Annotated in this window: 15 protein-coding genes; 3 read left to right on the forward strand and 12 right to left on the reverse strand. The window is 69.0% G+C overall.

Annotated features, from left to right (window positions below):
• Positions 1-356 precede the first annotated feature (356 nt).
• Positions 357-1,022: an esterase/lipase family protein gene (locus Dsi01nite_RS05155; protein WP_203844858.1), complete on the forward strand. Its 666-nt coding sequence runs from the start codon at positions 357-359 to the stop codon at positions 1,020-1,022.
• A 104-nt stretch (positions 1,023-1,126) separates the two neighbouring features.
• Here Dsi01nite_RS05155 and Dsi01nite_RS05160 read toward each other — a convergent pair whose 3' ends face one another.
• The 3 genes from Dsi01nite_RS05160 to Dsi01nite_RS05170 all read right to left on the reverse strand — a co-directional run bounded on the left by Dsi01nite_RS05160 (position 1,127) and on the right by Dsi01nite_RS05170 (position 2,978).
• Positions 1,127-1,345, reverse strand: coding sequence for a hypothetical protein (locus Dsi01nite_RS05160; protein WP_239135711.1), 219 nt, complete (start codon positions 1,343-1,345; stop codon positions 1,127-1,129).
• A gap of 232 nt (positions 1,346-1,577) precedes the next feature.
• Positions 1,578-1,943, reverse strand: a complete 366-nt coding sequence (locus tag Dsi01nite_RS05165) for a DUF2267 domain-containing protein (RefSeq protein ID WP_203844859.1) — start codon at positions 1,941-1,943, stop codon at positions 1,578-1,580.
• A gap of 195 nt (positions 1,944-2,138) precedes the next feature.
• Positions 2,139-2,978 carry an alpha/beta hydrolase family protein gene (locus tag Dsi01nite_RS05170; RefSeq protein ID WP_239135698.1) on the reverse strand — a complete coding sequence of 280 codons (840 nt, stop codon included), beginning with the start codon at positions 2,976-2,978 and terminating at the stop codon, positions 2,139-2,141.
• A 127-nt stretch (positions 2,979-3,105) separates the two neighbouring features.
• On the opposite strand from Dsi01nite_RS05170, the gene Dsi01nite_RS05175 reads away from it, so the two are divergent.
• Both Dsi01nite_RS05175 and Dsi01nite_RS05180 read left to right on the forward strand, forming a co-directional pair.
• Positions 3,106-4,254 (forward strand): hypothetical protein, encoded by a 1,149-nt coding sequence (locus Dsi01nite_RS05175; protein WP_203844860.1) that lies wholly within the window; start codon positions 3,106-3,108, stop codon positions 4,252-4,254.
• Between the two features lie 81 nt (positions 4,255-4,335).
• Complete coding sequence (locus tag Dsi01nite_RS05180) at positions 4,336-5,160, forward strand: serine hydrolase domain-containing protein (protein ID WP_239135699.1); 825 nt, start codon at positions 4,336-4,338, stop codon at positions 5,158-5,160.
• 12 nt (positions 5,161-5,172) lie between these two features.
• Here the strand turns inward: Dsi01nite_RS05180 and Dsi01nite_RS05185 are convergent, their stop codons facing one another.
• The 9 genes from Dsi01nite_RS05185 to Dsi01nite_RS05225 all read right to left on the reverse strand — a co-directional run bounded on the left by Dsi01nite_RS05185 (position 5,173) and on the right by Dsi01nite_RS05225 (position 12,644).
• The gene (locus Dsi01nite_RS05185) at positions 5,173-5,454 is read right to left on the reverse strand and encodes a hypothetical protein (protein WP_203844861.1); all 282 of its coding nucleotides are present in this window, start codon (positions 5,452-5,454) and stop codon (positions 5,173-5,175) included.
• Positions 5,455-5,546: 92 nt separating this feature from the next.
• The gene (locus tag Dsi01nite_RS05190; protein WP_203844862.1) at positions 5,547-6,284 is read right to left on the reverse strand and encodes a hypothetical protein; all 738 of its coding nucleotides are present in this window, start codon (positions 6,282-6,284) and stop codon (positions 5,547-5,549) included.
• A 19-nt stretch (positions 6,285-6,303) separates the two neighbouring features.
• Entirely contained in the window at positions 6,304-8,892 is a 2,589-nt protein-coding gene (locus tag Dsi01nite_RS05195; RefSeq protein ID WP_203844863.1) for a right-handed parallel beta-helix repeat-containing protein, read from the reverse strand.
• Positions 8,889-10,751, reverse strand: a complete 1,863-nt coding sequence (locus Dsi01nite_RS05200) for a phage tail tape measure protein (protein ID WP_203844864.1) — start codon at positions 10,749-10,751, stop codon at positions 8,889-8,891. The genes Dsi01nite_RS05195 and Dsi01nite_RS05200 overlap by 4 nt, the downstream gene beginning before the upstream one ends.
• Before the next feature lie 131 nt (positions 10,752-10,882).
• Complete coding sequence (locus tag Dsi01nite_RS05205; RefSeq protein WP_203844865.1) at positions 10,883-11,152, reverse strand: hypothetical protein; 270 nt, start codon at positions 11,150-11,152, stop codon at positions 10,883-10,885.
• On the reverse strand, positions 11,149-11,523 hold the full coding sequence (locus tag Dsi01nite_RS05210; protein WP_203844866.1) for an HK97 gp10 family phage protein: 375 nt from the start codon (positions 11,521-11,523) through the stop codon (positions 11,149-11,151). The genes Dsi01nite_RS05205 and Dsi01nite_RS05210 overlap by 4 nt, the downstream gene beginning before the upstream one ends.
• Positions 11,524-11,525: 2 nt before the next feature.
• Entirely contained in the window at positions 11,526-11,945 is a 420-nt protein-coding gene (locus tag Dsi01nite_RS05215; RefSeq protein WP_203844867.1) for a hypothetical protein, read from the reverse strand.
• Positions 11,946-11,955: 10 nt separating this feature from the next.
• Positions 11,956-12,318: a hypothetical protein gene (locus Dsi01nite_RS05220; RefSeq protein ID WP_203844868.1), complete on the reverse strand. Its 363-nt coding sequence runs from the start codon at positions 12,316-12,318 to the stop codon at positions 11,956-11,958.
• On the reverse strand, positions 12,315-12,644 hold the full coding sequence (locus Dsi01nite_RS05225; RefSeq protein WP_203844869.1) for a hypothetical protein: 330 nt from the start codon (positions 12,642-12,644) through the stop codon (positions 12,315-12,317). Before Dsi01nite_RS05225 ends, Dsi01nite_RS05220 begins: the two co-directional genes overlap by 4 nt.
• Between the last annotated feature and the right edge of the window lie 9 nt (positions 12,645-12,653).

The raw sequence follows: 12,653 nt of genomic DNA on the forward strand, positions 1-12,653 counted from the left end.
CCGGCTAGGTCTGCGCGGTGGTGTCTGGGCTGCTGCGCCCGTGCGGTTGTGCCTGCGCGGCGGCGACCGGCCGGTTGTGCCTGCGGGGCGGGGCTGCCTGGTTGGGTCGGGGCGGTCGGGGGCGGTCCGGTCTGGCGTTGGTTGGGTGCGGTGGTGTTGGGGCGTGGCTCGGTGTTGTCGGGGTTGCGGTGGTGGGGTGTCTGGCTGGTGGGAGGGGGGTGAGGTGGTTTGGGGCTGGGGGCGGGTGGTGACGCAGGCGATTTCGCCGATGCGCGGCGGGTGGGTGGGTCGGCAGGCTCCGGGGGTGCGGCCTCCGCCTGGTCGTACCCCCCGTTGAAGCGCTGATCGGAGATCCCATGCGTCGGATTCTCGTGCTCGTGCTGGCCTGCGCGGCGTTCGTCGTGGCCGGGCCGGTGGATGGTGCTCGGGCCGCCGGGCGTCGGCCGGTGGTGTTCGTTCATGGTTATACCGGTAGTGCGTCGAACTGGGTGACGGCCCAGTCGGTGTTCAGGGCTGCCGGGTACAGCGGCAGTGAGCTGTTCGCGTACGAGTACAACTCCTACGGCAGCAACGTTGCCAACGCGCAGGGGCTTGCCGCGTTCGTGTCGCGGGTCAAGGCGCAGACCGGGGCGTCGAAGGTCGACATCGTCAACCACTCGATGGGTGGGCTGGTCAGTCTGTGGTACCTGAAGCAGTTGGGTGGCACGGCCAACGTCGCGCACCTCGCGTCGCTTGCCGGCGCCAACCATGGCACGACGGCGGCCGGGGCGTGTCTGGTCTTCGTGACGTGTCAGCAGATGTACCCGGGCTCGTTGTTCATCGCGACCCTGTCCGCCGGTGACGAGACGCCCGGCAGCGTCGTCTACCGGACCTGGTACTCACCGTGTGACGGCGTGATCCTGCCCTACACCAGCACGGTCCTCAGCGGGGCCACGAACACCTACGTGGCCTGCGAGAACCATCTTACGTACCTGACCGACACGTCGATCCTCTCCCAGGTGCGGGCGTTCGTGTCGAGCTGACGACCGTCCCGCCGCACAGTCCACGGTCCGGGTGCGCACATCGAGGTGCGTGCCCGGACTGTGCGTCCGTGCCGGGACGATCGGTGACGGTGGCCGGTCCGCTGCTACGGCACCGTCCGCTCGATCGCCGCCGGGCCCAGTTCCTCCAGTTTGCGCCGGCTGCGCTCGACGTTCGCCGGGGTCGGGTCCCGGCCCTCGGCCACGGCCAGGTCCTCTGGGTCCCACGGCTGATCCGCCCCCGTGCGGACCTTGACCGGCCGCCCGCCCGGCTCGGCGGTCCGCGCCGCCGCGGGTACACCGGAGATGATCGGGTCCTCGCTCATGATGCGTACTCCCCTCTCGCGTGCTGGCTGCCGTGCCCCTACCCGCCCTCACCCGTCTCACACCGGCCCAGCCCCGCGGAGCAGCACCGGCCCGGCCCCGCGGAGCAGCACCGGCCAGGCGCCGCGGAGCAACGACGGCCGGCGCCGCGGAGCAACGACGGCCCGGCGACGTCCGCGGGCACGGAGCCGGTGTGGGACGGGTGAGAGCCGGGCGGCCGATGTACCCGAAGCCCTAAGCGAACCGCCGGTACTCCGCCGGCAGCTGGGCGAGCGCGTGCTGGACGTGGGTGCTGGACACGGACCGCCGCAGGGTGGTCAGGACCGCCCGCGCGCCGCGCCTGGCCTCGGCCTCGTTGAGACCGGTGCGTTCGCTGACCTGACGGACGAAGTCCCGCAGCGGCACCGGGTGCGCCCCGCCTGAGTGCTGCGGCAGGCTGTCGGCGAGCCCGTCGGGCAGGTCGAGCGCCAGGTCGCGCACCTCGCCGCCGCTGAGCTGGTGGCCCAGCGCCTCCAGGGTCGCGCGGGTGAGGTCGGCGGCCTCCTCCTTGCCCAGGCCGGCCTGCTCCGCGACCGCCGCGGCGAACGCGCGTTCCTCCATCGATATCCCCCAAAGCCGAAGAAGAAGGCCAACACAGCCAAAGAGCCAAAGAAGAAGGCGAACACAGCCAAAGGACGAAGGCCAACAACCGCCGAAGGACGAGGTCAAAGGAAAACGTAGCGGCGCACAGGGCGTGTCCCCGTCGCTCGCACGGGGTGACCGCACGAGCGACGGGGACACAGAGGGCACGGGCGATCAGCAGGCGTTGGTGCGGAAGCTCGACACCGCGGCACCGGAGAAGCCGCAGGTGAAGGGCGTGAAGCGGGAGTCCTGGTTCAGCCAGCGCTTGAACCACGAGACCAGGGCACGGGACGTGGTGGCGTTCGACGACTGCGGGAAGAAGTGGCTCGCCCCGGTCAGTTCGACGTACGTCTTCGGCCCCGCCAGGGTGTTGTAGAACGGCACCGAGTGCGAGGAGACCGGCGCGATGGTGTCGGACTGCCCGCCCACGATCAGGACCGGCTCGCTGACGTTGTTCCAGGTCTTGTCGCTGTTCCAGGGTGCGAGCGGCACCCCGGCCTTGACCAGTCCGCTGGTGTCGGCGGCGAGCGCCTCGAGGGTGCCACCGCCGCCCATCGAGTGGCCGGCCACGCCGCGGCGGCTGCCGTCGACGCGGGACCGCACGGCGGTGGGGGAGGAGCTGACCGCCCAGTTCAGCGCGGCGAGCAGCTGGCTGCCGCGGCTGCCGGGCTGGTCGTAGATGCTGTTCGTCTCGATGCCGACGACCACGAAGCCCCAGGAGGACAGGCGCGGGCCGATCCAGGAGAGGCTCGACCAGGTGGCGGTGAAGCCGGGCGAGATGGCGATCACCGGGTAGGTCCCGGTGGCCGTCGGGTAGTACACGCGGCCGCCGCCGAAGCCGGCGACCGTGCTGGAGATGCTGGCGGACGTGGTCGCGAAGCTGCCGTTGCCGGTGATGTTGGAGGCGGTGGGTGCCTGGCCGATCTCGTCAGCGAGCGCTGGGGTGGCGACCGCGGCGACTCCGCCGCCCATGAGCGTGAGGACGACGGCCAGCCTGAGCAGGATTGTTCGCAACGCTGCACTCCTCTCGAAACACCTTCGTAACTTCGATGGGTGTCAGTGTGTGCAGGTCGCGACCCATGCCGTATCGGCGAAATCACCGGTGTTAGAGTTTGAACACGCGTTCAAGAAGGCAGCGGGCATGATCAACGTCGGGGCCGCCGTCGACGGGCTGGCCGTCGTCTCCGTCCTCGCCGGCATCGCGCTCACCCTGAGGGCCCGGCCGCAGCCCGCAGAAGCCGGCGGCAGCCCGGGGCCCTGGCTCGGCGCCGTCGTTGCCGCGATCTACTGCAATCAGCTGCTGTTCACCGTGTACGTCCTCCGCGTCCACGACGGTGACCCCGCCTTCATCGCCCGGTACCTCCCACCCGGCTGGTTCGATCTCGCCGACGGCGACGTGATGCGGGCGGTCGCGGCCGCGTTCCCCGCGCCGGAACTCCTGGCCGCGAGCGTGCTCCGGGTCCAAGCGGTGCTCGAGCTGCCGTTCGTGATCCTCGCCTACCTGTGCGTGTGCCGCTGGCTCGACCCGGCCCGCGCCCGGATCCTGACCACGCCCGCCGTGCTGTGGGCCGCGTGCGTGGCGTACTCGGTCGTGTTCGGCCTGGTCGAGTGGGGGCTGCGCAATCCGTACACCACCGATGACCTGATCCTGCGGGGCCTCTCGTGCGTCGGCACGGCCCTGCTCGCCGGCCGCTGGCGCCAGCCTGCCGAACCCCGGGGATCGGCGGTGGACCTGCTGCTCGCGGTCGGTTCCGCCGGCGCCCTCGGAGTCCTGGTGCTGGTGGTGTACGACACCGCCCTGCTCTACAACCTCGGCCACGTCCCACGGCTGCTGCCGGTCGCGGTGGCGGCGGGAGCCGTCCTGGCGGTGACCCGGCTCCTCGCCCGCCGCCGGACTGAGACGCCCCGCGAGGCGGGCCCGGGCGTGCGGACCGTGTCGACCGGCCTGGCCTGGTTCGCGACGCTGTTCTTCGTGCCGGCGCTGCCCATCCGGTACGCCCTCGACCTCGGCACCATGTGGCTGACCGTCGCCGGTGCCGCGGTCGTCGCCGGGACCGCCGTGGTGCTGACCGTGCGCGACGTGACCCTCGGGTGGACCCGCCGGGCCGTCGGCCGCTGGCTGGCGCAGGTGTCGGTCGCCGCGGTTGCCGGCCTGGCCGCCGCGAGCGCCGCCCTGCTCCCGCCGCCGACCTACCCGGAGGTGCGGATCCTCCTGGCCGCGGCGCTGTTCCTCACCACCGCGACCGCCACGTGCGCCGCCACGGACGCCGTCCTGCGCCGCGAACCGTAGATCGCCGAATCATTATGCACGCTAAGTGTCGAAAGATGGTGTAGGGTCGGCGCACCACGGGGCCCGGCGCAGGAGGTCGGCATGGTGTTCAAAGTGGACGTTCCGCCCGACCTCGTGCAGGGCGATGTCGACGAGGGCTACGGACCGGTCGCCGACGCGTTCCGGCGCAACTTCGCCGAGCGCGGCGAGATCGGGGCGGCCTGCGCCGTGTACCGCGACGGCCGCAAGGTGGTCGACCTGTGGGGCGGCTACCGCGACGGCCGCACCCGCACACCGTGGCGGCGCGACACGCTGGTCACCGTGTTCTCCACGACCAAAGGGGTCTCCGGGCTGGCGATCGCGGTCGCCCACTCGCGCGGCTGGATCGACTACGACGCGACCGTCGCCACGTACTGGCCCGGGTTCGCCCGCAACGGCAAGGAAACGGTGACCGTCCGGCAGCTCCTCGCCCACCAGGCCGGGCTCGCCGCGATCGACCGGCCGCTCACCGTCACCGACCTCGCCGACCTCGACGTGGTCGCCGACGCCCTCGCCGACCAGCGCCCGGCGTGGGAGCCGGGGACCCGGCACGGGTATCACGCGATCTCGCTCGGCTGGTACGAGGGCGAGCTCCTGCGCCGCGTCGACCCGGCGAAGCGGTCCCTGGGCCGGTTCTTCGCCGAGGAGATCGCCGCACCCCTGGACATCGAGTTCCACGTCGGCGTGCCGGACACCGTGGATCCCGAGCGGATCGCGTTCATCCACGGGTACCGGCCGGCCGAGCTGCTGCTGCACCTGGGCACCATGCCGCGCGGGTTCGTGTTCGGGTTCCTCAACCCGCGCAGCGTGACCGCCCGCTCGTTCGCCAACCCGAAGGTTGAAATATGGCACACACCAAAGCGGTGTATAACGGGCTCAACCGGATGACACGCGAGCCGGTCAGAGCGGCTGTCCGGCAGGGGGATTCCTCCAGGAACCCCACGACGAGGCCGATAGCACGGTCTCGTTGCTGGTGGTGACGATCGCTCGATCCATGGTCCGATAGCTCGGCGTCCACGGTCGCTCGGGCACATGGTGGTGGTGCGGGGCCTCGGGATGGACCGGTCCGGCCTGGAGTGCGGCCGGGTGTTCGGCGGCGTGTGACTCGCCAACGTGGACCATCGTCAGGGCGATCAACGGCACCATCGCTGCGCAAGTGACGCAACGGAAATCGATCTGCATGGACCCTGACCGTATGCCGACGTTGGCGTGTCGGTGCGCGAAACACCGGCCCGGTTCGTGAGACGGCGCTCACATCCTCGTGCGTGCCAGTCTCACGCCATCCCGTAGAGGCTGAACTCCGATCCGGCGACCCAGTTGCCCGAGGTGGGGAAGAGTTGGATCGAGGTGTACGGGCCGGGGATGTTGGCGAGTCCGCCGCGCAGGGTGATGTTGGAGCCGCCTGCGGCGGAGGTCCACCAGGTGGAGGATGTGCCGGTGAACTGGAGGCTGGCGCGTCCGGCGGGCAGGACCCAACTCGGGATGGTGATCTCGCCTGCGCCGAAGTAGGTGGCGCCGCCAACATTCGCGCCGGGCATGTTGCCGATCTCGGCGGAGGTCGAGTTGCCGCCGCTGGCACCGCCCTGGGCGGCGTTCAGGAACGGCCCGGTCGCTTGGATGATGTTGAAGCTGTAGTTGCCGCCGCTGTTGCCGTTGACGCGCATGAGGACGCCGACGAAGTTGGCGGCGGCGTCACCTCGGGCTGAGTAGATGATGCGCAGGTTCTTGAATGCCGGGATACCGCTGAAGTCGACGGTGGTGGTTGCGCTGGTGAGGGTGCGCCGGGCGATGAGCTGCGTGCCGCCGAGGGACGCCACGGTCCAGGTGGAGCCGTCCCACTGTTGGATGCCGACCCCGGCGACCCAGCAGAGCTGTCCGGTCTCGGGCGCGGTGAGCTGGGCGTCGCGGGCGCCGGTGCTGGCGAAGCGCGGGACGGTCTGACTCATGAGGTAGCCGTTCACGTCGGCTGCGTTCAGGTAGTCATCGTCATGGAACTGGTGGTAGCCGCTCACGTGCTGGCCTCTCTCGTGGTCATGCGTCGCCATGTCGCAACAGCGACCAGTCGCAGGGGGCGCCGCCGTCTGGGGGCGCAGTGCCGAAGTTGATGGTGAATCCGGTGGTGGCCTTGTTGGTGATCCACCAGGTGGTGTTCCAGCCGGGCGCGACGGTCACGGTGTAGTTGGTGTCGAACCGCAGGTAGGGCATGGCGATGGTGGCGGTACTGACGCCGCCGTCCTGGTAGAACTCGAAGCCGTCCACGTCGAACTTGTAGGTCAGGACGCGTTCGATGCGGTCGCGGGACGGTCCTGTGTAGACGTAGGTGGCGCCGATATCGTCACGCCACCAGGTGGCGCCCGGGACCAGTCCGCGTGGGTTGGCGCTGCCACGGGCGTTGTCCTCGGCGGCGTCGGTGAACCGCATCCCGTTGTAGGTGTCCCCGACTTTGAGCCCGTAGACGCCGACGGCGGTGGGGTCTGGGCGGGCACCTGCGGGGGCAAGGTCGACAGCGTTGCTGTTCACCACCGTGTGGTGGCAGTAGTCCTCCAGGGCGATGCCATGCCGCATCGCGACCCAGTCAGCAGGGGTGGCGAAAAATTCTCCGATTCCGGCGTAGATGTAGTTGCCGATCAGGGTGTTGTAGGCGGCGGGGTGGCTGGCGCTGCCGGCGATGTTGATGCCGTCGTAGCCGCCCGCTGCCTGCGTCGAGTTGTAGTAGATCTTGTTGGATGCGATGTAGTTGTATGAGCCGTACTCGACGATCTTGATGCCGTGCTGGGCGTGGCCTTCGATCTGGCAGCCGATGACCTGGTTGGTGGGTGCGCCGATGAGGATGCCGTTGGCCTGCTTGGAGCCCCAGATCGTGCAGTTGCGGAGGCTGTTGGAGCCGGCGATCAGGTAGACGCCCTCGTACTGAGTGGCGCCGATGTCACCGAAATCGATGTGGTTGTCATCAGACCGGTCTGCGAAGAACACGCCGTACTTGCCGCACGCGTAGATGTACGGGCTGGTGAAGTGCAGCGTGGACGTGGTCATGTTGAACGCGTCCTCGCCGGACTGTCCGGTCAACGGCAGGCCCTGGATGACCAGCCCGGTGCCGCCGCAGTGCCGGATGGCGAGGTCGTAGAAGTTGGAGAACTGGACCGCCTCCAGCACCATGCCGTTGTTGCCGGTGAACCCGCTGTCGGCGCGGTAGACGGTGTTGTTGGTCTGGAGCACGTTGTTCATCGACTCGGGCTGTCCGCCGTCGAAGAACGGGTTCATCGCGTCGCCGTCCAGGCCGATGCCCTGCCAGTGGATGTTGCGCCGAGGGGTGGGTTCACTCGGGTCGACCTTGACCAGGCATTCCATGGTGGTGTTGGGCTTCTGCTTCAAGGTGACCGAACCCTCGGCGAGGTAGGCGCGGTCGGCGCGCAGCAGGATCGGTGTCTCGATGATGTAGGTGCCGCCGGGGAAGACGATCGCAGCGCCGGACGCTGACGCGGCGATGGCGCGGTTGATGGCCGCACCTGCGTCGGTGCGTCCGTTGGGGATGGCACCGTGGTCGGTGACGTTGACGCTGCTGTTGATGACTGGTGTGGGCGTGGTGGTGTCACCGCCGGTGCCGGGTGACGGCGTGGCGCTGGCGCTGCTGCCGCCGGTGGGCTTGAGTTCGAGGCTGGCGCTGTAGTGCCTGCCGAAGCTCTGTGTGACCCGGGCGACCGGAACGACGGTGCCGAACACGCTGATGGTGTCACCGGCGAGGAATCCGGTGCTGCGGAACAGACTGCCGCCGAGCCGGGAGCGGCCGAGCCGGAACGTGCGGCCGAGCCGGTCGGGGGTGACCGCGACGCTCTGCTGTCCGCCCATCAGTCGGGTGTCGTCGGCGCGCACGGTGACGGTGCTCGGGGTGAACTTGCCGCGTGCGGTGGACTCGTAGTCCACGGCGTGTGCCCAGTCCTGCGCGTCGGCGATGGTGGGTGCGACGCTGCCGGGGTCGAGCACGGTGACGTTGCTGGCGCCGCCGGTCAGGTAGGACCGCATCCGTAGCGGCAGGGTGGTGGCTGCGCTGAACGCCCGTGCGAGGTCGAGTCTGGTGGCGGTGCCTGCGTCCTCGGCGGGCATGACGGTGTTGAGCAGCGCTACGTGCGCGGCGCTGACGGCGGTGGTGTCCACGGTGAACCAGCGGGTGAGCCTGGTCAGGGCGGTTTCCTCGGGCAGCGCGTCCCAGGACTCCACGGCGGACATCAGGGTGGCTTCGCGGCTGGCGAGTTTGTAGGTGGTCTGCTGCGTGAATCCGCCGGTGGGGTCGGCCTCCAGGCCGGTGGTGACGCCGGTGACCTTGCCGCCGAAGAGGATCACATGTTCGTAGGACACCTCGACCACGTCGCCGACGGCCAGGGTCAGGCCGGTGGGTGCGCCACGGGTGGACATCTGTGCTGTGCCGGTCGCGGGGTCCAGGCTCAGCTCACCGTTGTCACCGATCGTGTACCCGTCGGCGAGGGTGACCGCAGAGACCGGGATGACCTCACGGAGGTCCGTGGTGGCGCCGAGCCGGGTGCGGCCCAGGACGGCGGTCCAGCCGAGTCGGGCCGAGCCGCTGAGCCGTTCGAACCTGAGCAGGTCAGGGTTGTACCTGCTCATGCCGTGCCTGCCAGGAACTGGCGGCCGATCTGCTGCTGATACGCCTTGATCGCCTTGACCACCTGTCGGCCGACCTCGCCAGGGTCCGTGCTGGGCGGCACGCTGACGTTGATGTTGACCGTGCTGGCAGTGCCGGTGCCCGTGCCGGCGATGCCGAGGGTGCCGGTCGCGGTGGTGCGTAGGTCCACTGTGGGCATTGCGGACAGCCCGGCGATGTCGTTTGTGACCCCGGCGAGGGTGCGCCGCAGGGCGGGTGCCTGCGAGTCGATCCCGGAGACCAGGCCGCGCATGATGAGCTTGCCGCTGTCGTACAACAGGGTGCGGTCCCGCTGCGCCGGGCCTTTCCAGTCCGGGATCAGGTTCGTGAGCTGCGAGAGCTTGTCTTTGACCTTGTTGAACCCGTCGGAGATGGCGTTGAGCAGCCCGTCGATGATCTTGCGTCCGGCGTCGACCAGCCATGATCCGGCGTTGGCGAAGATGGCGAAGACGCGGTCACGGAACTCGATCGCCTTGTTCGCGAGATTGACGATCGTCGACCACACGGCGGTGACGTTGGCGATCCCAGCCTGAATCCGGCCCTGCACGAACGCTACGGCGGCAGCGATCACAGCCTGCACTGCGGACCAGACGGCCGAGGTCGCCGACTTCACCGCCGACCAGGCGGCGGCGACGGCGGCAACGCCAGCCTCGAACGGCTTGACGATGTAGTTCCGCCAGAGGTTCACGAAGAACGACGCGAAGGGGCCGCTGAAGAAATCGACCACGGCCATCGCGCCGGCCTTCAGCCCGGACCATAGAGCATTGACGATGTTGCGGAACGCCTCGGAGTGCTGGTACGCGAGGACGATCACGGCGATCAGGGCGACGATCGCGATGACGACCAGGACGATCGGGTTCGCCGCCATCACGAAGTTGAACGCAGCGGTGACAGCCGTCCATACGCGCTGGGCTGCGGAGACGATCACCATCGTGACCTCGTAGATCTTGATGGCGGCGTTGACGACCAGGACGATCGCGGCCAGGGACGCGAGGACGGCGACCAGGGCAGTGACCGCACCCTTGTTCTCCTTGACGAACCCGACGAACGCGCCGAGCTTCCCGGCGACGGCGGCCATCACCGGCAGGAGTTGCGCGCCGAGTTCGGCGGTGACATTGGCGAGCTGCGCCTTGAGCGCGACCTGTTGGTTCTTGGCGGAGTCCGAGGTCCGGGCGAAGTCGCCCATTGCGTCCTTGGACTGCGCGAGGATCGCCTGAGACGCGGCAAGAGCCTTCTGCTGCGGGGTCAACGCCTCTTTGGTGGTCTTGATCAGGCCGAGCTTGAGCGCCTCGTTGCGCAGCGTCGCGTCATCGAGCAGGATGCCGTAGCGCCGGATCGGCTCTGCCTCACCACGCAGCGCGGCACCGATGGCCTCGACCGCCTCTTCGGGACTGCCGCCCTTGAACGACGCGAGGTCACCGGCCAGACCCACGAACTGATTCGAGAAGTTCGACAGGTCGGTGCCGGACAGCCCGGCAGCCTTTCCGATCGTGCCAAACGTCCCCGACGCGTCGAGAGCAGCCTGTTTGGACAGACCGAAGCTCTTGGCGGCACTGCTGGCGAAATCCTCGACCGCCTTCGCGGCAGAGCCGAAGACCACCTGTGACGCGGAGATCGAGTCGCTCATCTCCGATGCGGCTTGACCTGCGGCGAACGCGCCTGCGCCGATCGCGCCCAGGGCGCCGAGGGCGGGGGCGGTCATGCTGCGGCTGGCGTTGGCGACGCGGGTGCCCATCGAGTCGGCGGCGTCGCCGGTGTCGCGCAGGCCACGTACGGCATCGCGGACGTTAGCGAGGATGCTGATCACGACGCTCGCGGCCACTTGTCACCGCCTCCGGTTGGCCTTGTTGATGGCATTGGTGAACTCGTCGCGCTGGGCGAGGGTGAGTCCGAAGTAGACCGACGGTGGGAAGCCGGTCGCGATGCACCACTCGGCGAGGTGCCGGTCAGCGGCTACTCGCCGCTGCCGTCTTTTCCCGCCGGGTCGTCCGGCTCGACGGACGGGGCGGCGAAGTAGCCGTTGAGATCGCGCATGGTGCGCTGCTCGACTTCCGCCCACGTGATGTCCGGGTTCGTGCGGTGTTCGTAGGCGTGCACGACACCGACCAGGGTGCGGATGGCGCCGAGGTTCTCCATGTCGCGCTTGTAGTGCTGCTCGATGCCGATGACCTCGAAGCCGGTCAACTCCTCGACGGCGTCCTTGAGTGGTAGGTCGATGCTCACGACAGCCCCCGCGCGGAGATGAGTCGGTTGATGGCCTGTTCCAGCCGGGTCGGCAGGGTCGGCTTCATGGCCTCATCGGCGCGTTGCATGAAACGGCTGGCCGCGACCCCTCGACGCGGCCAGCCGTAGTTGATGGGTGCGGCGTAGGGGACGCTGGCGCCGACTACGGCTTTGGTCTTGATCTGCCCGCCCTTGACCGACGCGGCGAGCCGGCCGGTGCGCCGTGGCGCGAACGACGCTGCGAGTCGTGCGGTGTCGTCGGCGATGTCGCCCATGACCCGGCTGAGGTCGTCGCCGTCGAGCCCCTCGGCGGTGGCGCGGAGGTCGCGCTGCAACTCCTGGAGGCCGGTGACCTTAACCTTGGTGACCATGCTCAGGCCGTGATCCGGGTCGGCTTGGCGAGGAACGTCCACTCCACGTCGGTGGTGAACCGGGCGGTAGTGGAGGCGTCGGCCTCGCCGCCCAGCAGGTCACCGTCAGGTTCGGTGATGGTGACCGCGCCGGTGAAATGCGGCAGGGTCGCGGACGCGGCGGCGTTGCCGTGCGGACGGACGGTGACCGGCACGTCTTGACCTGCGTGGCTCCAGATCTGATCCCACAGGCTGCCGGTCTCGGTGTCCTGGACCATGGTCAGTTTCAGGGTGTAGGTCCGGCCTCCACCTGCGGCGGCGTCGGCGAAGCTGACGAAGTCCGAATCGGTCTCGGCGCTGGAGATGACGGCGCTGGACACCTCGGGCGTCACGTTGTCGCCGTCGATGCTCAGCGTGAGCTTGCGGGTTCCAAGGGCTGCCATTTTGCGTTCCTTACAGGCGGGTTGGCTTGGACAGATGCACGACGGTGCCGAGGTATTCGGTGCCGGAGATCGTGACCAGGGACGGGCTGTCCACACCGGACAGCGACCAGTCGACGGTGTTGCTCAGTACGCCTTCGACCAGCTCTTCGAGGGCGTTGAGCGCGAGGGCCGGCGACGCCTTCCCGGCGAGGACCACCACGTCCAGCGCGACGGTGTACTCGGTGAAGTTCGGTCCCGCCGTCACGTGCACAGCGCTGGCGGGCGGGACGACCAGTAGGACCGGCGGGGTGATGCGGTCCGGCCAACCGTTGGCGACCGGCACGCCCAGCACGTCGAGGTCCTTGGCGAGCTGGTCCCGCAACGTCTTGATCATCCGACCCGGCCCAGCGAACGGTAGGGCTGGAGGAGCGGCTTGACCGAGGTCATCGGGTCGCGGGCGAGTCGGACCGGTTGCCCGTCCGGGGTCCACTGCGCGATCCCGGACGGGGCGTTGCGGCGGGCGTACAGCTCTGAGCAGAGCTGCTTTGTCGCCAGGGTCAGCACGGAGGAGGGGACGGCCGGGATACGGGCACCGACGTAGGCGTTGATCAGGTCAACCGCAGTGTCGACCAGGTCAATGACCATGAAGCGGTTGGCATCTCGGAGATCGACGCCGATGTAGTCGGCAACGTCCTCAGGTCGGACCTCCAGCACGTCCACCATGTCGAC

The organism is Dactylosporangium siamense (assembly GCF_016862795.1).
In the GTDB taxonomy this organism is placed as follows: domain Bacteria; phylum Actinomycetota; class Actinomycetes; order Mycobacteriales; family Micromonosporaceae; genus Dactylosporangium; species Dactylosporangium siamense.